Here is a 23198-nt window from a genome sequence, read left to right on the forward strand (position 1 = left end):
GCCAGGTTCAATAGGGTTCTTCCGGAGTTTCGGCGGGTTCGATGCGGGTGGCGATGACCTTGTCGATGCGTTTGCCATCCATATCGACCACTTCGAAGTTCCAGCCGGCCCAGTCGACCTGCTCGCCGGTGTGCGGGATGCGGCCCAGCAGCAGCATCAGCATGCCGGACAGCGTATGGTAAGTGCCCGAATCCCCTTCGGGTAGATGCTGTAAACCCAGCATATCCTCCATCTCGTGTACGTCGAGCAGGCCATCGAGCAGCCAGGAGCCGTCCTCGCGCTGGACGGCCGAGGATTCCTCGGGCGCCGTGGATGTGTGGAATTCGCCCACGATGGCCTCGAGCACGTCGCGCAGGGTCACCAGGCCCTGCACGTCGCCGTATTCGTCCACGACCAGCGCGGTCTGGGTGTGCGAGTCGCGGAAGTTCTGGACCAGTTCGGTGCCGGTCAGTGTCTCGGGCACGTACAGCACCGGGCTCAGCTTGCTGGCGAGGTCGAGCGGCTCGCCCGCCATGAGCTGGGCCAGCAGGTCCTTGGCCCGCACGAAGCCGATCACGTCCGACAGGTCTTCCCGCACGACGGGGAAGCGGGAGTGGTGAGAGCTTTCTATCTTCGCCCGCGAGACCTCGAGCGGCGCGTTGACGTCGAGGTAGGTGATGTCCGAGCGCGGCACCATGAGCGAGGACAGGCGCCGTTCGTCCAGCCGGAAGACGTTGCGCACCATCAGTTGCTCGGCCTGCTCGAAGATGCCCGCCGTGGCGCCCTGGGCCATCAGCACCTGGATTTCTTCCTCGGTGACGAGCTGGTCGTTGTTTTCCTTGGCGCCCATGAGCTTGAGCACCGTGTCGGTGGCCAGCGACAGCAGCTTGACGAAGGGCGTGGCGACCCACGACAGCAGGCGCATGGGCGCGGCGATCAGGCCGGCGATGGTTTCCGCATGCATCTGGCCCAGCCGCTTGGGGACCAGTTCGCCAATGATGATGGAAAGCAGGGTGATGACGATGACCACCAGCGTCAGCGCGATGGCGCTGGCCGCGTCCGCCAGTGCCGGGAAGTGGAGGCGGATGGTTTCGGCCAGCGGCTTGGCCAGGGCGCCCTCGCCGACGATACCGGTCAGGATGCCGATCGAGGTGATGCCGATCTGGACAGTGGAAAGGAATCGCGTGGGGTGTTCGGCCAGTTCGAGCGCGGCGCGGGCCTTGGCATCGCCTTCGTCGGCGCGCTGTTGCAGGCGGGATTTGCGGGCGGTGACAACGGCGATCTCGCTCATGGCGAAAATGCCGTTGGCGATGAACAAAATCAGAAGTAAGCCAATTTCCATTTTTTCAGGCGGGTTGGTCAGGCGGGCATTCCCCTTCTGTTTGGAAAACGCTTGTAACGCCAGCGAAACCGGTCTTATTTGACCGAATTTCCCCCACCTACTGTTATGAAGACCCCGTAGCATAGCCGAGGATGGCCGTATTCCAAATGAGCAATGCTACTTATCGGACGTGTCGAGCCCGTAAACACCTGGAAACAATCGCCGCCACGCGATCGCGGATCGCGCGCGCGATCCGCTATGCTTGGGGTTGAAAACAATCAATACAGCGGAAGCGTCATGAGTTTGTCAGTCGAACGGGCCTGCGTGGCCGTGCACACCATGATCGATCCACTCTCGGGCGCCTGCGGGGCGGGCGCCGCGGTCGCGAACGGAAACGTACTGCCTGTCGCGCGGACGTGATGCGCCTGCCTTTCGCGCCCGTCCTCCTGTGCACCTTGCTGGTCCAGCCCGCGTTCGCGGCGCGGCCCGAGATCACCATCGACCCCGGGGGGCTGTCCGCCAGCGCCCTGGAGGCCGTCACGCTGGCCGTGGACAGCATGGCCGACATGGCCGACGACCAGGACGGCGGCGAGGGCATACGGCTGCGCCGCCGCGCCCGCGAAGCCACGCTGGACGCCCTGGCCACCGAAGGCTATTTCTCGCCCCAGGTCCAGCTCGAGGCCGGGACCGACGTGGCCGGCGCCACTTGGGACATCGTCATCGTTCCGGGCGAGCGCACCATCGTCGAGTCCGTGGACATCTCCTTTCTGGGCGCCATATCCGGTCCGGAGTTCGAGGAGCGCGTCGCCAAGCTGCGGCAGGACTGGGACTTGAAGGAAGGCAGCCCCTTCCGCAACGAGGAATGGGAGACCGCCAAGCGCAACCTGCTGGACACGGCGTCCGAGCGCGATTTCCCGGTGGCCCGCCTGGTCGATACGGCGGCCGACGTGGACGCCGACCGGGCCCGGGCGGCCCTGCACATCAAGCTCGACAGCGGCCCGGCCGTGCGCCTGTCGGGCGTCGAGGTCCGGGGCCTGAAACGCGTGCCCCAGGGGACGGTCGAGCGCTATGTCCGCATCCGCCCGGGCGAGCCCTACGACCGCGACCGCATGGTGGACTGGCAGCAGACGCTCCAGTCCTCGCCGTTCTTCTCGGGCGCCAAGCTCGACATCGACCGCCAGGGCATCGCGCCCAACCATGAAGAGGATCCGGCCCTGATGCCCGAGGGGCTGGAGCCGGACCAGACGCGCACCGAGCGGGCCTACCAGGGACCCAGCCACCTGACGCTGCCGGTGCTGGCCGACGTGGTCGAATCGCGCCCGCGCCGCATGAGCGTCGCGCTGGGCGTGGACGACGAGGCCGGGCCGCGCATCGAGACGGTCTACCGGCAGAACGTGGTGCTGGGCCAGCCGGTGGAACTGGAGACGGGGCTGCGGCTGGACCGCCTGCGCAAGCTCGGCTATGCCGACATCCATCTCGCGCCCAACGAGAACGGTTTTCGCGACAGCTTCGGCGTGCTGGCGCAGGACTCGGACGTGCAGGGCCTGCACGTGCGGCGGCTGGCGGTGGGTGCCATCCGCGCCAAGACCTATCCCGCCGGTTTCCAGAGCCGCGTCGAGTACGAGACCCGCTACGGCGCGCGGGTCGCGCACGAAATGACCGACATCGACGGCTACAACTCCTTCACCACCAACACGGCCACGGCCACCGCCGAGGTCATCCGCCGCGACGTCAACGACAAGTACGATCCGCGCGAAGGCACGCTGTTCGCGCTGGGCGCCGGCGCGGGCACCGCGCTCGACGCCAGCAACCATTTCCACCGGCTGACCGCGCGCGGCCAGTTCTGGTGGTCGCCCACCAAGCGCGACGTCATCACGGTGCGCGGCGAGGTCGGGCGCCTGTGGGCGCAGGATCTCAACCGCGTGCCGGACGATTTCTCGTTCCGCACCGGTGGCGCGCGGTCGGTGCGCGGGTACCGCTACCTGGGCCTGGGGCGCCAGGTGGGCAACGCGGTGCTGGGCGATGCCGTGCTGTTCGTCGCCAGCGTGGAAGCCACGCGTTACTTCGATGACCGGCTGGGCGGGGCGATTTTCGTCGATACGGGCAACGTCGCCTCGCGCTTCTCGGACATGAAGCTGGCCACCGGCGTGGGCGCGGGCCTGCGGGTCCGCACGCCGGCGGGGCCGCTGAGCGTGGACCTGGCCTACGCGCTGCGCGACAAGAACATCCGCCTGCACTTTTCCCTGGGGATCGCATTTTGAACGGGCCCGCCACTCCTCCCGCCAAGCCCGCCCCGCGCCGCCGCCACTGGCCCTGGGCCGTGGCGGGCGTCCTCGTGCTGGGCGTGGCCGCGGTGGCCGGCGCGGGCGCATGGATCGCGTCCTCGGCCAGCGGCGCGGCCTGGGCCGTGCGCACCGGCGTGCAACTGGCGGGCGGGTCCGTGCGGCTGGAAGGCGTGCGCGGCTCGCTGCTGGGCGGATTGAACGTCGACACGCTGGAGCTGCGGCTGCCGACGATGGATGCGGACCTGGAGCAGGTGCGTCTGGACGTCCGCTGGCGTGCGCTGCGCGGCGCACGGCTGCATGTTTCCGAGTTGTCGGCGCGACGGGCCAGGCTGAACCTGCGGCCGTCCGACGAGCCCAGCACGCCGCTGGCCTCGCTGCGGCTGCCGCTTGCGATCGACGTGGACAAGCTGGGGCTCGGCACGCTGGACATCGAGATGGACGGCGAGCGGCTGCCCGCCAGCTTCGATGCCATCGACCTGCGCGCGACCTCATCGGGCGCCGAACACCGGATCCTGCTGGCCAATCTGCACGTGGCGGCGCCGCAGGCCGAGGCGACGCTGCGGGGCGAGGCCAGCGTGGGCGCCGATGCGCCGTTCCCCGTGAAGCTGGCGCTGCACGCCACGGGCCGCCAGGCGGCGCACGCCTTCGACCTGGGCACCTCGGCCACCGGATCGCTGGAGCGCCTGGCCTTCGCCGTGAAGGGCGATGGCGCGGGCGTGGACGTGAATGCCGAGGGGCAGGCGGCGCTGCTGGAAGGGTTTCCGCTGCGCGGACTCAAGCTGGCGCTGCGCGGCATCGATCCCTCGGCCTGGGTGCCCGGCGCGCCGTCCGCCAACCTGGGCCTGACCGCCGACCTGGCGGTGGCCGCGGGCTCCGGACCGGCGCTGCTGCAAGGCCCGTTCGCGCTGACCAATTCCACGCCGCGCCCCTTGGACAAGGACGGCGTGCCCGTGGCTGCCGTCTCGGGGCAACTGAGCGCGCCGGTCGAGACCTTCGACGCGCTGGATGTGGCCGGGCTCGTGATCGAGTTCGCGGGGGGCGGGCGCCTGTCGGGCCAGATGGACTGGCGCCGCGACGCCTCGGCCGGCGACGCGGGACGGATGCAGGGCCGGCTGCAGGCCAACGGTATCGACGCGTCGCGGCTGCATGGCGCCGCGCTGCCGACCAAGCTGGCGGGGACGCTGGCTTTCTCGGCCGACGCGGCCACCCAGTCGCTGACCGCGGATCTGTCCGACCGGTCGCGCAAGGTGCCGCTGGCCCTCAAGCTCGAGGCCGGCGTGCGCGACGAAGTCGTGCGCGTGCCGCAGTTCGCGCTGACCGCCGGCGAGGCGCGCGCGAACGGCAAGGGAGAACTGCAACTGGCCGAGCCGCGCCGCTTCGCCGCCGAGCTGCGGCTGGATCGTTTCGATCCCAGCCACTGGGTGCGCAGCGAAGCCCTGCCGCCGGCCCAGGTTTCGGCGCGGGCCGAGGTGAAGGGGGCCTTGCTGCCGGAGCTGGGCGGGACGGCGCAACTGCGCATCGAGGACGGCAGCCGCTGGAACGGACAACCGCTGGGCGGACATGGCGAACTGGTCTTCGCCGGCATGCGCGTCACGCGCGCCGACGCGGCGCTGAATGCCGGCAACAACCGGCTGACGGCCAAGGGCGCGTTCGGCCGACCGGGCGACAAGCTCGATTTCGACCTGGACGCACCGCGCTTGCAGACGTTGTCATCGCTGTTGAACGGCCGCCTGTCCGCGCGCGGCTCGCTGGGTGAAACGCTGGATGCGCCGGTGCTGGACATGACGCTGGACGCGGGCGACCTGCAAATGCCCGGCGGCGTGCGCGTCGGCAAGGTCCAGGGACGAACGAACCTGGGCGGCTCGCCGGTGAACGGCAAGCGCCCGCAGGGCGGGTTCGCGGCCGCGCCCGCCGACATCGATCTGCGTATCGAGAACATGTCCGTGTCCAGCGCGCCGCAGGCCACCATGAGCCACGGGACCTTGCGCCTGCAAGGCACGATGGCGCGGCACGAAGGGGTGGTGGACGCCGAGTTCGCGCCGGCCGACCGGTCGGCGCCGGCCACGCTGGCAGTCCGCTTCGACGGCGGCTGGGGGGCGGGCCCGGGGCGCGGCGCGCTGCCCGGATGGCGGGGCAAGGTGGGGCAGTTCGAACTGGCCCGCGCGCCGCTGGGCATGTCGCTCGAGGCGCCGGTGGAACTGAGCTACGTGCCGGCCGCCGCGGCGCCGCAATGGCAGTGGGAGGTCGGCCCCGCGGGCATCGCCCTGCGCCTGCCGGGCGGGCAGACCGGCAAGCTGGTCAACGAGGGGGCACGCGGAGGCGATGGCCGTTGGGAATCGCGCGGCCGCGCCGAGGGGCTGGCGTGGGCGCCGGAGATCCTGCTGGAGGCCCTGGGCGGCAAACCCATACCGCGCGAGCGCATCATCGTGCTGGACGCCGAGTGGGACATGCGTTTCGCCGGTTCGCTGCAAGGGGCGGCGAACATCCGCCGCCGCAGCGGCGACTTGTGGGTGCCCGGCACGCCGCCGCTGGCGCTGGGCCTGCGCACGCTGGATGCGAGCGTGCGCGCGACGCCGGACGGCAATGCCGGCCATAGCCGAGTCGTCCTGCAAGCCCTGGTCGAGGGCGAGCGCGTGGGCAGCGTGCGGGTGGATGGCGAAGCCGGCGTCGTCGCCCGCGACGGCGCGATCGGCCTGGATCGCGACCGCCCGGCCCAGCTCGAGGCCCAGGTCGACCTGAAGGACCTGAGCTGGGTCAGCCTGTTCGTCGGCGACAGCGTCGAGGTGGGCGGCAAGGTGGCGGGCTCGGCGCGCGTGACCCAGTCCGGCGGCCAGTGGCACGCCACCGGCGGCTTGCAGGGCGAAGGCATCCGGATCGTGCGGCTGGACGATGGGCTGAGACTGCTGGACGGCAAGCTCAAAGCGACGCTGGAGGATGACCGCATCGTGCTGGAGTCCCTGCGCTTTCCCAGCGTGATCCGCGTCAACCCGCGCGATTCGCGTGTGCAGCAGTGGATCAAGAACGAGAGTCAGGGCGGCTGGATGGAGATCAGCGCCGATTGGCGGATGTCGCAGGCCTCGGGTCACGCGACCCTCAAGGCCGAGCGTTTCCCCGCCATCCAGCGCGCCGATCGCTTCGTGGCCGGATCGGGGCGGGTGGACATGGACATCATCCCGGACCGCATGCGTATCGCCGGCCTGTTCGAGGCCGACACCGGCTGGGTCGACATGGGCACCCAGGCGCCCGCCAAGCTGTCGGACGACGTGTACGTGCGCCGCACCGGCGAGGAAAGGCAGAAGAAGACGCTGGGCATCGCCATCGACGTGGGCGCCAAGCTGGGCGAGCGCTTCTACCTGCGGGGCTATGGCCTGGATACCGGCATCACGGGCGATCTGCGCATCGTCGGTATGGTGGGAGCCTTGTCGTCGAGCGGCTCGGTGCGCACGCGCGGCGGCCGCTTCGATGCCTATGGCCAGACGCTGACGGTGCGCCGCGGCGTGCTGACCTTCCAGGGACCGATCGACGATCCCTTGCTCGACGTCGTGGCGGTGCGCGTCGGCCCGCGCGTGGAGGCGGGCGTGCGTATCAGCGGCACGGCGCGCCGGCCCCGCATCGCGCTGGTTTCCACGCCCGAGGTCAGCGACGTGGAAAAGCTCTCGTGGCTGCTGTTGGGCCGGGGCCCCGACGAAGGCGGGGGCGGCGCCGACGCCACGCTGCTGCTGAGCGCGGCGACCTCGCTGCTGGGGCCGCAGGGCAGCGAGCCGATCTCGCGCCAACTGGGCCTGGACGAGATAGGCGTGCGCTCGGGCAACGTGGGCAGCAGCCGTGGCCTGTTGCCGGACCGCACGGTGGCGGGCGACAGTACCTCGTCGGCCTACAACCTGTCGAACAACCAGTTCCTGGTGGTGGGCAAGCGCCTGTCCGACCGGATCTACGCCAGCTTCGAGCAGGCGCTGTCCGGCCGCGACGGCGTGGTCAAGCTCAGCTACCGCCTGAGCAACCGCCTGTCGGCGGTGGCCAAGGGCGGCACCCTGAACGGCCTGGACCTGCTCTATTTCGTGCTGTTCGACGACTGACGAAAGCGCGGGGGCCCGTTGCCGGGCCCCGCGTCGTTCAGGGAGTGGCCGGCAGCACCCGTCCCCGCACGCTGCCGAATCCCACGCGCAGCGCGCCGCGGCGGGCATGGCCGCGAATGACGACCTCGTCGCCGTCTTGCAGGAAGTCGCGCGTGGCGCCATCGGACAGGGCCAGCGGCCGCCTGCCGTTCTCGGTCAGTTCCAGCAGGCAGCCCCGCGCCTCGGGAGTCGGTCCGCTGATGGTGCCCGAGCCCATCAGGTCGCCGGTGCGCAGATTGCAGCCGCTGCTGGTGTGGTGCGCGAGCTGCTGCGCCATGGTCCAGTACAGGTGGCGGAAGTTGCTGAGCGCGATGGCCGTGGACACGCCGTTTGGCGTGCCGAGTTCGACCGACAGCTCGATGTCGTAGGCGTGGCGATCGCCTTCGCGCAGATAGGGCAGCGGTAGCGGATCCTGCGGTGGCGCATCGACGCGGAAGGGTTGGAGCGCGTCCAGCGTGACCACCCACGGCGAGATCGACGTGGCGAACGCCTTGGCCTGGAAGGGGCCCAGAGGAACGTATTCCCAGCGCTGGACGTCGCGGGCGCTCCAGTCGTTCATCAACACCATTCCGAAGATGCGTGCGACGGCGGCATCGGGCGCCAGCCGGCTGCCCAGCGCCGTGCCCGGTCCCACGAAGAAGGCCGTTTCCAGCTCGAAGTCCAGCTGGCGGCATGGCCCCCACTCGGGCGCGCCGCCCGCGACCGGCAGTTGTCCCATGGGGCGGTGCACGTCGTGACCGGACGGCACGACCGAACTGGCGCGGCCGTTGTAGCCGATGGGCAGGTGCTTCCAGTTGGGCGTGAGCGCGTTGGCCGGATCGCGGAATAGCTTGCCGACGTTGGTGGCGTGGTCCTCCGACGAATAGAAGTCGGTATAGGAGGCGACCTCGAACGGCAGGTGCAGCGTGCACGCCTCCATGGGCACCAGGGCGCGGGCGCGCAGTTGGGCATCGTCGCGCAGGCGGGCGTCGGAACCGGACAGCAGGGCCGCCAGCCGGGCCCGCACCGCGTTCCACGCCGGCCGGCCGGCGGCGGCGAAGGCGTTCAGGCTGGCCTGGCCGAACAGCGACGGCCCCGAGGGCGTGGGCAGGAGCCCGGCGCGCTCGAGCGCCTGCAGGTCGACCACCCACGAGCCCAGCGCGGTGCCGGCCCGGATCCCGCCGTCGGGCGTGGAGAAGATGCCGTAGGGCAGGTTCTGGATGGGGAAGTCGCTGTCGGGCTCGACGTCGACGAAAGCGCGCAGCGACGCATCGATGATCTCGTACATGGCGCGCTCAGTTGCCGGTCTTGAGCAGGCCGAGCGACTGGATCAGCGCGCGGTTGGTCTCGTTGTCGCTGGCGAGCCGGCTGGCGAAGGTGGCGCTGTCCAGGTAGTTGACCTGCTGGTAGAGCTGGCCGGCGGCTTTCTGGAACTCGCCCTTTTCCGTGGCGGCGTGGCATGCCTGCTGCAGCTTGTCGCGCGCGGCCTGCGGGACGCCCTGGCTGACGTACAGGCCGTTGCGGGCGATGACCGCGTGCTTGATGCCGAACTCGGTGATGGCGGGGACCTCGGGCAGGCCGGGCAGGCGCTTGTCGCCGTACACCGCCAGGATGCGCAGGTCCTTGCCCACCACCGACGAGACGCCCAGCGCGCCGAAGTCGATGTGGCCGCCCAGCAGTTGGGGGATGACCTGGGCGTCGCCGCGGAAGGCGATCTCGTTGAAGCTCACGCCCGAGGACTTGGCCAGGTTGGCCGTGGCCAGGTGCGGCACCGAGCCGGGCCCGGCATGGCCGTAGGACAGCTTGCCCGGCTGCTGGCGCGCCTGGTCCAGCAGTTCCTTGATGCTGTGGATGGGCGAGTCCTTGCGCACGGCGATGACGAACGGGTTCTCGAAGATCTGGCAGATCGGCGTGATGCTGTCGGGCTGGTAGGGCAGGCGACCCATCAGGAAGGGCGCCTGGGTCAGCGGCGACGAGGGCGAGAACAGCACCGTGTAGCCGTCGGGACGCGCCGAGGCCACGGCGGCCACGCCTATGGTGCCGCCCGCGCCGTCGCGGTTGTTGATGACGACCTGGGTGGACAGGATCTCGGACAGTTCACGGCCGAAGGCGCGCGCCATGACGTCCACGCTGCCGCCCGCCGAGTACGGGACGATGAGTTCGACCGGACGCGACGGATAGGTCTGGGCGGCGGCCGAACCGCACAGGGCGGCCAGGAACGGAACGAACAGGATCTTCTTGAACGACATGCTTGGTCTCCTCTTGGAGTGGGGTTACTGCTGCGGGAGGGCGGGGTCGAACTTGCCGTCGACCAGGACGAACAGCACGCGTGCCGCCTCGTCCGTGCGGTTGGTCCAGGCGTGATTGGTGCCGCGCTGGATCAGGACTTCGCCGGCCTTGAGGGTGACTTCGGACTCATCCAGCAGCATGGTGATCTCGCCCGACAGCACGATGGCGTAATCGATGGTTTCGGTGCGGTGCATGAAGGGATGGCGTTGCTTGCCGGCGCCATGGCCGGTCAAGGCATGCTGGCCGCCGAACATCGAGAACGCCTGCCTGGCGGCATCGGCGTCCACGTCGCGCAGCTCCAGGCCCGCCGGCGGGAATTCGATGATGCGCACGACCGTGCCCAGTTCGGGCGGCGCCAGCGATACCGGTCCCAGGGTCGGGTCGGCGCCGTTGTCGATGGGGGCGGGGGCCGTGGGCGTCAGCCACAGTTGGGTCAGGTAGTAGCCCGGACGGCTGGCGTCGTGGCGGACGTTGGGCGCGTAGCCGTCTTCCAGCACGACGGCGCGGCCCTGCTCGTCATGGCCGGTTACGACGCGGCGGATCTTTCCGTTCATGGGGTTCCTCATGCGGGGTGCGCCGGATGGCGCGGGTCAGGGGCCATCATAGGAAACCTCAGCGATTCGGTCAAACGAATGATTCAATCAATCGACTGAAACAATAATCGGAGCTTTGCGGGTAACATAGACTCCCCACCGCTTTCCGGACGTGTCCATGCCCACCCCCGCCGTCGATCCCGTCGAATCCGCTTCCACCCGCGACCGTATCGTGGACGTGGCCGAGCGGCTGTTCGCCGAGCATGGCTACAACGGCGTGTCGCTGCGCACGATCACCGCCACCGCGGGCGTCAACATGGCCGCCGTGCACTATTACTTCCGGACCAAGGAAGGGTTGCTGCGAGCGATCTTCGAGGCGCGGGTGGGACGGATGAACGACGAGCGCCACGCGCTGCTTCAAGCCTGCGTGCCGGCCGAGCCGGCGGCGCGCCCCGAGGTGCGTGCCGTGCTCGAGGCCTTCATCGGGCCGGGCATGCGCGTGGGGCAGACCGAGGAGGGCGCCCGCTTCAACCGGCTGTCGGCCATCTGTTCGGTCGAGCCCGATCCGGCGGTCAAGAACATCGTGTTCGGCGTCCACGACGACGTCGGCCGTCTGTTCGTGGATATCCTGGCGCGCGCCTGTCCCCACCTGACGCGGGACGAGCTGTACCTGCGGCTGCAATGCGTGTTCGGCAGCATGATGTACATCCGCGCCGACAACGGCCGCGTCGCCCGGCTCATGCCGGACGTGCGCGTCACGCCGGTGTCCGCGGCCAGCGTCGACCTGACCCTGGCGCGCCTGCTGGATTTCCTGGCGGCCGGCCTGGCGGCGCCGGCCGCCGGCTAGCGCCGCGCGTCACAATTCCCGGCAGACCTCGAGGATCAATTCCCGCAGCCAGCGCTGGGACTGGCTGGGATGGGTTCGTTCGTGCCAGAGCTGCGAGACGACGAATTCGCCCAGCGGCAGCGGATGAGGCGCCATGCGCAGGGGATAGAGGCCGCAGAAGGCCCGGGCGATGCGGCGCGTGACGGTGGCGATCAGGTCGGTGCAGGCCAGCGTGGGGGCGATGGCCAGCATGTGGGGAACCTGGGCGGCGACGTCCCGCGAGATGCCGTGCTGCTGCATCGCGTCCTGCAGCACCCGTTCGCGCGCGCCGTTCTGGCGCGGCATGGCGACGTGCCGCGCCGAGGCGAACTGCTGGGGGCCGAGCGCCTGGCCATCCAGGGGATGGCCGATGCGGTGCAGGCAGACGTAGTCGTCCCTGAACAGTTCCTGCCGGTAGATGGGGTAGGTGGCGGTGGCCACCGGCGACAGCACCAGGTCGACCTTGCCCAGCAGCAGCAATTCCTCGGGCATCAGGGGCTCGATCGGATGGATGGCCACCGATACCGAGGGTGCCTCCGAGGCCAGGCGCCGCATGAGCGCGGGCAGCAGGGTGAAGGTGACGTAGTCCGTGGCCGCGATGTTGAAGTGCATGCGCGCGGCATGCGGCGCGAAGGGCTCGGACGGCGAGGCCAGTCCGTTCAGGGCGAGGATGGCATGGCGCACGCCGGTGGCCATCTCCATGGCCTTGTGGGTGGGCACGACGCCGCGCCCGTTCCGCAGGAACAGCGGGTCGTGGAAGATCTCCCGCAACTGCGCCAGCCCCTTGCTGACGGCGGACTGACTGATGTCGATGCGGTCGGCGGCGCGGGTCACGTTGCCTTCGGCCAGCACCGCATCGAAGATCATCAGGAGATGCAGGTCGACGTGCTTGATGTCCATGGGTCGGGGCTTCATCGGGGCCGGCGGCCGGCCGTCATAATCAAATATTCCACAACGGAATCGAGATAGCCATTCTTGGCCTGAAGGCACGGCCCGGCCAGATCCTCGCTATGGGGCCGCGCGCCCTCGATCCCGCTTCTGCCTTCATCACACACGTTCTTCATCGATCTCGCGCATTTTCGCGTGACGCCCGTTCTCGTTGCACGGCATGGGCGAGCCGGGTTCCTGGCTTCCGGCGGCCGGTCCACCGCGTTGACAGTCCCGGCAATTGCTCAGCATGCTGAGAACCTGGCATCGGCAGTGCATCGCAGGATCAATATTGGCAGAACGCGGAGGAAAAAGACCAGCATGAAAACCAGGATCAACGGCGACTGGGTGGTGGGGTTCCAGGATGGCGGGCATGTGCTTTACCGGCATGCCTGCGTCGTCTACGAAGGAGACCGCATCGTCTACGCGGGGGACGATTACCGGGGCGAGGCGGACCGCGTCATCGAGGCGCCGGGCTGCCTGCTGTCACCCGGCTTCATCGACACGCACGTGCACTCGGGGCACCGCGCGCTGCACAAGCTGCTGACCGACCACGGCCGGCCGGACCTGTTCGGCCAGCCTTACATGGACGTCACCATCGCCCGGTCGGGCACGCGCATACAGGGCTATCCCAACTACCTGACCAAGGAACAGGCGCAGGTGGATCCCGGCATCGCCCTGCATGCGGCGTTCACGGTCAGCGAACTGCTGCGCAACGGCGTGACGACCTTCGTTGAGCTGGGTGGGCATGTGATCGTCCAGGAGGCGTTGTGGAGGCAGTGCGAGGCGCTGGGGGTGCGGGGCTACCTGGGGCCGGGCTATGACAGCGGCCGCTGGGCATCGGACGACGACGGCAACCTGACCCGCGTGCCCTATCCCGACGGTGGCCTGCACCTGTTCAACGACGCGGTGGCGTTCATCGAGCGGGCCGAGCGCGATCCGAGCGATCTGGTCCACGGGATCCTGGTGCCGCGCGAGGTCGAGAACTGCAGCGTCGACATCCTGCGCCGGACCGTGGCGGCCGCGCGCGACCTGGGCGTGCCGATGGCGACGCACGCGGGCTACAACGTCATCGAGTTCTACGAGACCGTGCGCGAGCATCGCAAGACGCCCATCGAACTGCTGGACAGCGTGGAAATGCTGAGCCCGGCGCTGAACATCGGGCATGCCAACTTCATCTCCGACAGTCCGCGCCTGAACTACTCGGGCGGCAGCGACCTCAAGCGCATGGGGACGAACCAGGTCTCGGTGTCCCATTGCCCGATCAACATCGTGCGCCGTGCCCGCGTGCTGGATTCGTGGAAGTCGTACCGCGAGGCCGGGGTGAACATGACGATAGGCAGCGATACCTATCCGCGCGACATGATCATGAACATGCGCACGGCGTCCTATCACGGCAAGGTCATGAGCCATGACCTGACGGCGGCCAGCGCGGAACAGGTGTTCGAGGCGGCCACGCTGGGCGGCGCCCGGTCGCTGGGCCGCGAGGACCTGGGCCGGCTGGCGCCGGGCGCCCGGGCGGACATCGTCGCCATCAACCTGGGGCGCAAGGACGTGCTGCGCTACGGGCCGATCTGGGACCCGATATGCAGTCTGGTCGAGTGCGGCGTGGGCGACGACGTGGACCTGGTCGTCACCGGCGGGGAGATCCGCATGCGCGACGGCCGCATCCCCGACGTCGATCTGGGCGGCCTGCGGGCCGAGGCCCAGGCGTTCGCGGAAAGGGTGTGGGGCCAGGTCCAGGACTGGGACCCGCTGCGGCGTACCGCCCGCATGATGTGCCCGCCTTCGTTTTGCCCCGATTGCGAATAGCCCGGCGCGCCGGATCCGATCGTTTCCAAGGATATGTCCATGAAGATCTCACGCTTTTCCCTTGCCCGGGCGAACTTCCTGCGGGCGGCCGTCTGCGCGGTGACGGCCGGCCTGGCCGCGCCGGCATTCGCCCAGGACCATGCCGCCGATGCCTACCCCGAGCGCCCGGTCCGCATCGTCGTGCCCTACGGCGCGGGCGGCGCGGCCGACCTGCTGGCGCGCGTCCTGGCGGAACGCCTCGCGCAGGATTGGGGCCAGCCCGTCATCGTCGAGAACAAGCCCGGCGGAGTGGGGACCATAGGCATCTCGGCCGTGGTGAAGGCCGCGCCCGATGGCTATACGCTGGTGTCCGTGCCGGTGTCGGACCTGGCGGTCAACCCGCACCTCTACCGGAAGCGCCCGTTCGACATCGCCCGCGACCTGGCGCCCGTCGCCCAGGTGGGGGCGGTGCCCAACGTGCTGGTGGTGTCGAACACGCTGGGCGTGGCGGATGCTAGGGCGCTGATCGCCAAGGCCAAGGCCGGGCGCCTGAGCTATTCGTCGCCGGGCATAGGCAGCCAGGCGCACCTGGCCGCCGAGATCTTCGCCGGGCGCGCGGGCGTCAGCCTGCTGCATGTGCCCTACAACAGCGTGTCGGCGGCGCTGGCGGACGTGGCGGGCGGCCAGATCGACATGATGATCGCGCAATTGCCGGCGGCGCTGCCGTTCATCCGCGGCGGGCGGGTCAAGGCGCTGGGTGTGGTCGCCGAGCAACGCTCGCCGCTGGTGCCCGAGATGCCGACGCTGAAGGAAACCACCGGCCTTTCTTTCGGCGACGCGATTTCGTGGTCGGGGCTGATGGCGCCGGCCGCCACGCCCCTGGCGCTGCGGGAGAAGATCGCCCTGGCGGTTACCCGGGCGATGCGGTCGCCCCAGGCCCAGGAACTGTTGGCGCGCCAGGGCACGGTGGGGCTGGGGGGCACGCCGGACGATCTTTCCAGGGCCATCGCCGAGGATTCCCGCAGGTACGGCAAGGTGATCAAGGCGCTCGACATCCGGCTGGACTGAGCCGAAAGGGGGAGGGGACGGCGGGGGGTATTGGGGGTATCCCCAGTCCAGCTACAATTCCCCCTTTCACGTAGACGTCCCCTGACGAGACCCCGTCCATGAGCATCAAAAGCGACCGCTGGATCCGCCGTGTGGCGGCCGAAGGCATGATCGAGCCATTCGAGCCCGGCCAGGTCCGGGCGCACGACGGCCAGCGCATCGTCAGCTACGGCACGAGCAGCTACGGCTACGACGTGCGCTGCGCCGACGAATTCAAGATCTTCACCAACATCAATTCGACCATCGTCGATCCCAAGGCCTTCGACGAGAAGTCCTTCGTGGACTTCAAGGGCGAGGTCTGCATCATCCCGCCCAACTCCTTCGCGCTGGCGCGCACGGTCGAATACTTCCGCATTCCGCGCAGCGTCTTGACCATTTGCCTGGGCAAGAGCACCTACGCGCGCTGCGGGATCATCGTCAACGTCACGCCCCTGGAACCCGAATGGGAGGGCCACGTGACGCTGGAGTTCTCGAACACCACGCCGCTGCCCGCGAAGATCTACGCCGGCGAGGGCTGCGCCCAGATGCTGTTCCTGGAAAGCGACGAAATCTGCGAGACCTCGTACCGGGACCGCGGCGGCAAGTACCAGGGCCAGCAGGGCGTGACGCTGCCGCGGACGTAGGCCCCCCCCTACGCGCTGACGCGCGCCCCCCAGGGGGCGATGCGGGTGGACCGGCGGAGCCGGATCCACCGCATCCTGGGTCTGGGGGCTAGGGGTGCGTGGGGTTGGTCCTCAAACCGACACTGAATTGTTTTACGCTAGTCGTTGTTTATTTTTACGCCCGGAGGCGTCATGCGAGGTAACTCGCGCGCGGCCGGCCGTTTTTCAACCGATTTCCCTGCCGCCACGTGCCCTGCCAGGGCACAGCGGATCTGGTCCGCCAGTCCGCCAGTGCCGCCCCCTGGGGGGCGCGCGTCAGCGCGTAGGGGGGGGCTTCAACCTCAATGAAATTCCGTTTCCCCATCGTCATCATCGACGAAGATTTTCGTTCCGAGAATGCATCCGGTCTGGGCGTGCGCGCGCTGGCCGCGGCCATCGAGGCCGAGGGCATGGAGGTGCTGGGCGTTACCAGCTACGGCGACCTGTCGTCCTTCGCGCAGCAGCAGAGCCGCGCCAGCGCGTTCATCCTGTCGATCGACGATGAGGAATTCGGCGAGGGCATGCCCGAGGACGTGGCCAATGCCGTCAGCAAGCTGCGCGCCTTCATCGGTGAACTGCGTTTCCGCAATGCCGAGATCCCCATCTACCTGTACGGCGAGACCCGCACCTCGCGGCACATCCCGAACGACATCCTGCGCGAGCTGCACGGCTTCATCCACATGTTCGAGGACACGCCGGAGTTCGTGGCCCGCCACATCATCCGTGAAGCCAAGAGCTACCTGGAATCGCTGCCGCCGCCGTTCTTCCGTGAGCTGGTCAAGTACGCGCAGGATGGTTCGTATTCCTGGCACTGTCCCGGCCACTCGGGCGGCGTGGCGTTCCTGAAGAGCCCGGTGGGGCAGATGTTCCACCAGTTCTTCGGCGAGAACATGCTGCGCGCCGACGTCTGCAACGCGGTGGACGAACTGGGACAGCTGCTGGACCACACCGGCCCCGTCGCGGCCTCCGAGCGCAACGCGGCGCGCATCTTCAACGCCGATCACTGTTTCTTCGTGACCAACGGCACGTCCACGTCCAACAAGATCGTCTGGCATGCCAACGTGGCGCCCGGCGACGTGGTGGTGGTGGACCGCAACTGCCACAAGTCCATCCTGCACGCCATCATCATGACGGGCGCCGTGCCGGTGTTCCTGCGGCCCACGCGCAATCACCTGGGCATCATCGGGCCGATTCCGCTGGAGGAGTTCCGTCCCGAGAACATCCAGAAGAAGATCGACGCCAATCCCTTCGCCAAGGACAACGCCGGCCGCAAGCCCCGCATCCTGACCATCACGCAGAGCACCTACGATGGCGTGGTCTACAACGTCGAGATGATCAAGGAGCTGCTGGGCAGCAGCATCGACACCCTGCATTTCGACGAGGCCTGGCTGCCGCACGCGGCGTTCCACGACTTCTACCGGAACATGCACGCCATCGGCAAGGACCGTCCGCGCAGCACCGAGGCGGTGGTGTACGCGACCCACTCCACGCACAAGCTGCTGGCCGGCATCTCGCAGGCCTCGCAGATCATCGTGCAGGAGTCCGAGACCCGCAAGCTGGACCGCTACGTATTCAACGAGGCCTACCTGATGCACACGTCGACCTCGCCGCAGTACGCGATCATCGCGTCCTGCGACGTGGCGGCGGCGATGATGGAGCCGCCGGGCGGCACGGCGCTGGTCGAGGAAAGCATCCTCGAGGCGCTGGACTTCCGCCGCGCCATGCGCAAGGTGGAAGCCGAGTTCGGCGCCAGCGACTGGTGGTTCAAGGTCTGGGGTCCGGACAACCTGGTGGCCGACGGCATCGGCGAGCGCGATGACTGGCTGCTGGAAACCGATGCCAACTGGCACGGGTTCGGCGCCCTGGCGCCCGGCTTCAACATGCTGGATCCGATCAAGGCGACCATCGTCACGCCGGGCCTGGACGTGTCGGGCACCTTCGGCCAGACCGGCATTCCCGCGTCCATCGTCACCAAGTTCCTGGCCGAACACGGCGTGATCGTCGAGAAGGCCGGCCTGTACTCGTTCTTCATCATGTTCACCATCGGCATTACCAAGGGCCGCTGGAACACGCTGCTGACTGCGTTGCAGCAGTTCAAGGACGACTACGACAGGAACCAGCCCATGTGGCGCATCCTGCCCGAGTTCTGCCACGACTACCCGCAGTACGAGCAGGTGGGACTGCGCGACCTGTGCACCCGCATCCACGAGATGTACCGGGCCCACGACGTGGCGCGCCTGACCACCGAGATGTACCTGAGCGACATGGTCCCGGCCATGAAGCCGTCCGAGGCCTTCGCCAAGATGGCGCACCGCGAGATCGAGCGGGTCGACATCGATGCGCTGGAAGGGCGCGTGACCAGCGTGCTGCTGACGCCGTACCCGCCGGGCATTCCGCTGCTGATCCCGGGTGAACGCTTCAACAGCACCATCGTCAAGTACCTGCAGTTCGCCCGCAAGTTCAATGCCCAGTTCCCGGGCTTCGACACCGACATCCATGGGCTGGTGGAGGAAGTGCTGCCCAACGGCGACATGCGCTTCTACGTGGATTGCGTCAAGGACGCCTGATGGCGGCGGACGGGTCGCGCGACGCGGCCTTCGACGTGGCGGTGATAGGCGCGGGCGCCGCCGGCATGATGTGCGCGGCGGTGGCCGGCCAGCGCGGCCGCCGCGTGGTGCTGATCGACCACGCCCGACGGCTGGCCGAGAAGATCCGCATCTCCGGCGGCGGGCGTTGCAACTTCACCAACCGCGACGCCGGGCCCGCCAACTTCATTTCCGGCAATCCCCACTTCTGCCGCTCGGCGCTGTCGCGCTACACGCCGGGCGATTTCCTGGCGCTGATGGGGCGCCACCGCATTGCCTGGCACGAAAAGCACCGGGGGCAGCTGTTCTGCGACGAGTCCAGCGAGGACATCATCCGCATGCTGCGCGCCGAGTGCGACGCGGGCGGCGTGGCGTGGCGCATGCCCTGCACGGTCGAATCGGTGGAGCGGGGCGAGGCGGGTTTCATGCTTCGTACCTCGTCCGGCGCCATCCGCGCCGCACGCGTGGTCGTCGCGACCGGCGGATTGCCCGTCGCGCAGATCGGCGCCTCGGATTTCGGCCTGCGCATCGCGCGGCAGTTCGGCCTGAAGATCGTCGAGCCCCGGCCGGCGCTGGTGCCGCTGACCTTCGACGCCGCGTCGTGGAAACCCTTCGTGCCCCTGGCCGGCGTCGCGCTGGAGGTCGGCATCCGCACCGGCACGGGCCGGGGCGCCGCCTCGTTCCGCGAGGATCTGCTGTTCACCCATCGCGGCCTGTCCGGTCCGGCGGTGTTGCAGATATCGAGCTATTGGCAGCCGGGCGAAGCCATCGCCATCGATCTCGCGCCGGATGTGGACCTGGTGGCGGACCTGCTGGCCGCCAAGGCAGGCGGCCGCCAGCACCTGGCCAACGTGCTGGCCGGCATGGTGCCGCGCCGGCTGGCCGAACAGTGGCTGGCCGCGGCCCATCCCGGCCTGGGCGAGCAGCGTATCGCAGACCTGCCCGACAAGGCGCTGCGCCAGGTGGCCGAGGGCATGAAGCGCTGGACCCTGACGCCGTCGGGTACCGAGGGGTACAGGAAGGCCGAGGTCATGCGCGGCGGCGTCGATACCCGTGGCCTGGACCAGCAAACCATGGAAGCCAAGGCCGTCCCCGGCCTGCATTTCATCGGCGAAGTGGTGGACGTGACGGGATGGCTGGGAGGCTACAACTTCCAGTGGGCCTGGGCGTCCGGCGCGGCCTGCGGCCAGTCGGTCTGATCATGCGCGTGGCGCCTGGGCGGGCAGGCGCATGTCCGGATGGGTCTCCAGCCAGGCGGCCAGCGTGCCGCGGGTGCCACCGCGCTGGACGACGTCCGCCAGCAGCGGCGACAAGGGGGGGGCGTCGATGCGCCGCCCCGTATCCAGGTTGACGATCGTCCCCCGGCTGAAATCGACGTCCAGCCGGTGGCCGGTGCGCAGGGCCGGATCGATGCCGGGCAGGCCGGCCAGCACCGGAACGCCTTTCGAGATCGCGCCGCGCAGCGTCTTGTAGGGCATCGAGACGCACAGCACCGACAGGCCCAGCGCCGCCATCGCGATGAAGCCCTGGAAGTGAGGCTTGCCGCAGCCGAAGTTGGCGCCGGCCACGATGATGTCTCCCGGTTCCACCCGGTCGGGGAAGGCCGGGTCCACCATCCGGAGCAATTCGGGCCGCAACAACTGCGGATCGTCGATCCGGCGTATCGCCATCTCGAAGGGGATGAAACCGTCGTCCAGGGGAATGTCGTCGCCGAATACGTGGCAGCGCCCGACGCGTCGCATCGTGCCGGTCATGGGGTTCGCTCCCGTTGTTGCGTCAGCGCGCGCGGATCGGCAATGCAGCCGGCCAGGGCCGATGCCGCCACCGTCAGCGGGCTGCCCAGGTAGGCCTGGGCCGTCTTCGCGCCGAAGCGGCCGGCATGGTTGGTCGCCGCCGTGGAAATGGACGTTTCGCCGTCGGCCAGGGGGCCCATCACGCCGCCCGCGCAGGGGCCGCATCCGGGGGGGAGCAGCATCGCCCCGGCTTCCTGGAACACTTCCGCGAGCCCGTCGCGGGCCATGCGCAGCGAGGTCTCGACCGTGCCCGGGACGATGAACATGCGCACGTGGCCCGCGATCCGGCGGCCGCGCAGCAGGGCCGCGGCCGCGGCGAAATCCTCGTACATGCCGGATCCGCACGACCCGATGTAGGCATGATCCACGTGCCGCCCGGCCACCTCGTCCACGTCCACGCCCCGATGCGGGCCGCCGGGCAGGGCGACCTGCGGGGCGAGGCCGGCAAGGTCGATCTGGACGTCGGCCTCGACCGGCGCGTCGGCGTCGCCGGCGTGGGCGGAGCCGTCGCCGGCCGGGGTGAACCAGACGTTGGCGACGCCGATCTCGGTCAGCGAGTTGCAAAGGGCGATGCGTTCCGACAGCGGCAGTCCGGCCGCGTAGCCGCCGGCGAACTCGATCATCCGGTTGTCGTGCGCGGGCAGCCGGCCGTCGGCGAAGAGGCGGGTGACATGGAAGCCGACGTCGCGCGCGGTCAGCGCCGGCCCCGTGGCACCTTGCAGGCGCACGCGCACGGTCGCAGGCACTTGTTCCCAGACCGCGCCGGTCGCCAGCACCGAGACGATCTCCGGGCCGGGTGCGCAGGCCACCGCACCGACCGCGCCGAAGTTCGTGGCATGCATGTCGTAGCAGGACAGGAACATGCCCGCCCGGACCAGGCCAGCCTCGATGGGGAAGAGGTGTCCGTGGCCGCCGCGGCCGGCGTCGAAGAAGCGGCCCACGTTCCATTCGCGGGCGATCTGGCGGATGCGGCGGGCGCGCAGGGCCGAGGCCGGGCTGGCGTAGGCCACTTCATGGTCGGTCACGAACATCACGCGTTCGGGGCGGGCGATGCGGCGGTACCCCAGGTTCGACAGCTCGTTGTAGGCGGACTCCACGTAGCCGTCGTGGATGATGACCAGTTCGGGAATTGGCGAAACGATGTCGCCGGGGCGGACGCAGGGCTTGCCGCTGGCGCGCGCGAGGATTTTCTCGGCGCCCGTCTGCGGGATCCTGGATGCGGTGCGATTCATGGCGGGACCGTGTCAGGCGGGCTTGCGGGCCATGACGTCGGCATAGCGGCCACCTTTATCGACGATGCCGGCGGCCTCGCGTTCGAAGTCCAGGCGTGCCCGCAGCCTTGCCAGGAAGGGGGCCGCGCCGGCACGCGGAATGACGACGATGCCATCGTCGTCGGCGCAGAGCATGTCGCCGGCTTCGACCAGCCGGCCGCCCACCGACACCGGCACGCCTGTCTCGCCCCGGCGTCCGCCCGACCAGCCGGTGGCGACCGCGCCGCGGGCGAACACGGGAAAGCGTGCGCGGCGTATCTCGGCCAGGTCGCGGACCCGGCCGTTGCTGACCACGCCCGAGACGCCGCGCCGCTGGGCGACGGCCGTTCCCGTGCCGCCCCAGGTGCAGGCATCCGGAGCGGGGCCGACGTCGATCACGATGACCGAGCCCGGCGGTGCTTCGTCGGCCGCGCGCACGATCTCGTCGCCGTAGCCGGCGGGGGCACGCACGGTGTACGCCGGCCCGGTGCACAGCAGGCCGGCCACGAGGGCTGACAGCGTGGGCGACATGTGCCCCCCGCGCTCCATGGCTTCGTAGGCCGCCGCCGCGGAGGCCTGTCGCAGCAGGGCGCACAGCGCGGCGACATCGTCGGTGTCTGGGGGCATGGTCATTCCTGCGGAATCCGGGCGGCGGTCACGATGTCCTTCCAGCGCTGCGCGTCCTTGCGCAGGAACTGCGAGAACTCTTGCGGCGTATTGGCCGCGGCGGTGGCGATGTTGGCCTTGGCCAGCCGCTCGCGCATGCCGGGCGAGGTCAGGACCGCCACGATCTCGCGGTTCAGGCGCTGCGTGATGGCGGCCGGCGTTTCGCGGGGGGCCAGCAGGCCGACCCAGCCTTCGATCTCGAAGTCCTTGAGTTCCGGGACGGCGGACTGCGCGGCCGCCGGCACGCCCGGCATCTGCGCGATGGGCGCCAGGCTGGCCACGGCCAGCGGCTTGAGCCGTCCGGAATCCACGTGGGGCTTGCCCGACAGCACGGCGTCGAACATGAACTGCACTTGGCCGCCGATGAGGTCGGTCAGCGCCTGGGGACTGCCCTTGTAAGGCACGCCCAGCACGTCGGTCTTCAGCCGGGACAGGAAGGCGGCGATGGCCAGATGCTGGATCGTCCCGGTGCCCGCGGTGGCGTAGGTATAGCGTTCGGGGTGGCTGCGGAGCTGCGCCACGAAATCCTCCAGGCTGGCATACGGCGCATCGGCGCGGACCAGCAGCACCATGGGCGCCACGGCGACCCGCACGATGGGCGCGAAGTCGCCCAGGATGTCGAACGGGATGGATTTGTAGATGGCGGGGCTGATGGTGGCCGAGGTGGAGGTCATCAGCAGCGTGTAGCCGTCGGGGTCGGCCTTGGCCACGTAGGCCGCGCCCACCTGGCCGGAGGCGCCGACCTTGTTCTCGACCACCACCGGCTGGCCGAGCCGGGCGGCCAGTTGTTCTCCCAGGAAGCGCGCGGCGACGTCGGACGAATTCCCGGGCGGGAAAGGAGCGATGATGCGGATGGGCTTGGCGGGATAGCCGTCCTGGCCGGCGGCCGGCGCGGCCGCGAGCAAGGCCGCGGCCAGCGCGGACAGCAGGAGTCCCAGGGGTCGTGAACGGTTCATGGCTTGTCTCCAGAGGGCCCGGGCCCGGATGGCCCGGCCGCATCGTGCCAGCCGGTCGCGGGCATCGTGCGGTTTCCATGCCGTGCAGTGTAGGAATCGCCCGGTGGAACGACAAT

Annotated in this window: 18 protein-coding genes; 9 read left to right on the forward strand and 9 right to left on the reverse strand. The window is 69.3% G+C overall.

What is annotated here, in order from left to right; all coding sequences use genetic code 11:
• Nucleotides 1-7: 7 nt before the first annotated feature.
• A complete protein-coding gene (locus EGT29_RS05475; RefSeq protein ID WP_124688067.1) occupies nucleotides 8-1321 on the reverse strand; it encodes a hemolysin family protein in 1314 nt (437 codons plus the stop codon).
• Between the two features lie 276 nt (nucleotides 1322-1597).
• Here EGT29_RS05475 and EGT29_RS28855 point away from each other — a divergent pair, with 276 nt between their 5' ends.
• Genes EGT29_RS28855 through EGT29_RS05485 form a run of 3 tightly spaced genes read left to right on the forward strand, consistent with a single transcriptional unit; the run spans nucleotide 1598 to nucleotide 7661 of the window.
• A complete protein-coding gene (locus EGT29_RS28855) occupies nucleotides 1598-1720 on the forward strand; it encodes a hypothetical protein (protein ID WP_255465721.1) in 123 nt (40 codons plus the stop codon).
• Nucleotides 1720-3561 carry an autotransporter assembly complex family protein gene (locus tag EGT29_RS05480; protein ID WP_124692230.1) on the forward strand — a complete coding sequence of 614 codons (1842 nt, stop codon included), beginning with the start codon at nucleotides 1720-1722 and terminating at the stop codon, nucleotides 3559-3561. Before EGT29_RS28855 ends, EGT29_RS05480 begins: the two co-directional genes overlap by 1 nt.
• Nucleotides 3558-7661, forward strand: a complete 4104-nt coding sequence (locus EGT29_RS05485) for a translocation/assembly module TamB domain-containing protein (RefSeq protein WP_124688068.1) — start codon at nucleotides 3558-3560, stop codon at nucleotides 7659-7661. The genes EGT29_RS05480 and EGT29_RS05485 overlap by 4 nt, the downstream gene beginning before the upstream one ends.
• A 37-nt stretch (nucleotides 7662-7698) precedes the next feature.
• Here EGT29_RS05485 and fahA read toward each other — a convergent pair whose 3' ends face one another.
• The 3 genes from fahA to EGT29_RS05500 are packed head-to-tail and all read right to left on the reverse strand — an operon-like array spanning nucleotide 7699 to nucleotide 10522.
• Complete coding sequence (fahA, locus tag EGT29_RS05490; RefSeq protein ID WP_124688069.1) at nucleotides 7699-8967, reverse strand: fumarylacetoacetase; 1269 nt, start codon at nucleotides 8965-8967, stop codon at nucleotides 7699-7701.
• Between the two features lie 7 nt (nucleotides 8968-8974).
• Complete coding sequence (locus tag EGT29_RS05495; RefSeq protein ID WP_124688070.1) at nucleotides 8975-9928, reverse strand: tripartite tricarboxylate transporter substrate binding protein; 954 nt, start codon at nucleotides 9926-9928, stop codon at nucleotides 8975-8977.
• Nucleotides 9929-9952: 24 nt separating this feature from the next.
• Entirely contained in the window at nucleotides 9953-10522 is a 570-nt protein-coding gene (locus EGT29_RS05500; RefSeq protein ID WP_124688071.1) for a cupin domain-containing protein, read from the reverse strand.
• 157 nt (nucleotides 10523-10679) lie between these two features.
• Between EGT29_RS05500 and EGT29_RS05505 the strand changes: the two genes are divergently transcribed.
• Complete coding sequence (locus EGT29_RS05505; RefSeq protein ID WP_124688072.1) at nucleotides 10680-11348, forward strand: TetR/AcrR family transcriptional regulator; 669 nt, start codon at nucleotides 10680-10682, stop codon at nucleotides 11346-11348.
• Between the two features lie 9 nt (nucleotides 11349-11357).
• Here EGT29_RS05505 and EGT29_RS05510 read toward each other — a convergent pair whose 3' ends face one another.
• Nucleotides 11358-12266, reverse strand: coding sequence for a LysR family transcriptional regulator (locus EGT29_RS05510; protein WP_124688073.1), 909 nt, complete (start codon nucleotides 12264-12266; stop codon nucleotides 11358-11360).
• Nucleotides 12267-12614: 348 nt separating this feature from the next.
• Between EGT29_RS05510 and EGT29_RS05515 the strand changes: the two genes are divergently transcribed.
• The 5 genes from EGT29_RS05515 (at nucleotide 12615) to EGT29_RS05535 (ending at nucleotide 19616) form a co-directional block, all read left to right on the forward strand.
• Nucleotides 12615-14105, forward strand: coding sequence for a chlorohydrolase family protein (locus EGT29_RS05515; RefSeq protein WP_124688074.1), 1491 nt, complete (start codon nucleotides 12615-12617; stop codon nucleotides 14103-14105).
• A 39-nt stretch (nucleotides 14106-14144) separates the two neighbouring features.
• Nucleotides 14145-15152: a tripartite tricarboxylate transporter substrate binding protein gene (locus tag EGT29_RS05520; RefSeq protein WP_124688075.1), complete on the forward strand. Its 1008-nt coding sequence runs from the start codon at nucleotides 14145-14147 to the stop codon at nucleotides 15150-15152.
• Between the two features lie 98 nt (nucleotides 15153-15250).
• Entirely contained in the window at nucleotides 15251-15814 is a 564-nt protein-coding gene (gene dcd, locus EGT29_RS05525; protein WP_124688076.1) for a dCTP deaminase, read from the forward strand.
• 323 nt (nucleotides 15815-16137) lie between these two features.
• Entirely contained in the window at nucleotides 16138-18399 is a 2262-nt protein-coding gene (locus tag EGT29_RS05530; RefSeq protein ID WP_124688077.1) for an arginine/lysine/ornithine decarboxylase, read from the forward strand.
• On the forward strand, nucleotides 18399-19616 hold the full coding sequence (locus EGT29_RS05535) for an NAD(P)/FAD-dependent oxidoreductase (protein WP_124688078.1): 1218 nt from the start codon (nucleotides 18399-18401) through the stop codon (nucleotides 19614-19616). Before EGT29_RS05530 ends, EGT29_RS05535 begins: the two co-directional genes overlap by 1 nt.
• Here the strand turns inward: EGT29_RS05535 and EGT29_RS05540 are convergent, their stop codons facing one another.
• The 4 genes from EGT29_RS05540 to EGT29_RS05555 are packed head-to-tail and all read right to left on the reverse strand — an operon-like array spanning nucleotide 19617 to nucleotide 23082.
• On the reverse strand, nucleotides 19617-20171 hold the full coding sequence (locus EGT29_RS05540; protein ID WP_124688079.1) for a hypothetical protein: 555 nt from the start codon (nucleotides 20169-20171) through the stop codon (nucleotides 19617-19619).
• Nucleotides 20168-21442 (reverse strand): aconitase family protein, encoded by a 1275-nt coding sequence (locus tag EGT29_RS05545; protein WP_124688080.1) that lies wholly within the window; start codon nucleotides 21440-21442, stop codon nucleotides 20168-20170. Before EGT29_RS05545 ends, EGT29_RS05540 begins: the two co-directional genes overlap by 4 nt.
• A gap of 12 nt (nucleotides 21443-21454) precedes the next feature.
• Nucleotides 21455-22087 carry an RraA family protein gene (locus EGT29_RS05550; protein WP_161567706.1) on the reverse strand — a complete coding sequence of 211 codons (633 nt, stop codon included), beginning with the start codon at nucleotides 22085-22087 and terminating at the stop codon, nucleotides 21455-21457.
• A 2-nt stretch (nucleotides 22088-22089) separates the two neighbouring features.
• On the reverse strand, nucleotides 22090-23082 hold the full coding sequence (locus EGT29_RS05555; protein ID WP_124688082.1) for a tripartite tricarboxylate transporter substrate binding protein: 993 nt from the start codon (nucleotides 23080-23082) through the stop codon (nucleotides 22090-22092).
• Nucleotides 23083-23198: the final 116 nt, after the last annotated feature.

Origin of the sequence: Pigmentiphaga sp. H8 (genome assembly GCF_003854895.1) — a bacterium.
GTDB lineage: Bacteria > Pseudomonadota > Gammaproteobacteria > Burkholderiales > Burkholderiaceae_B > Pigmentiphaga.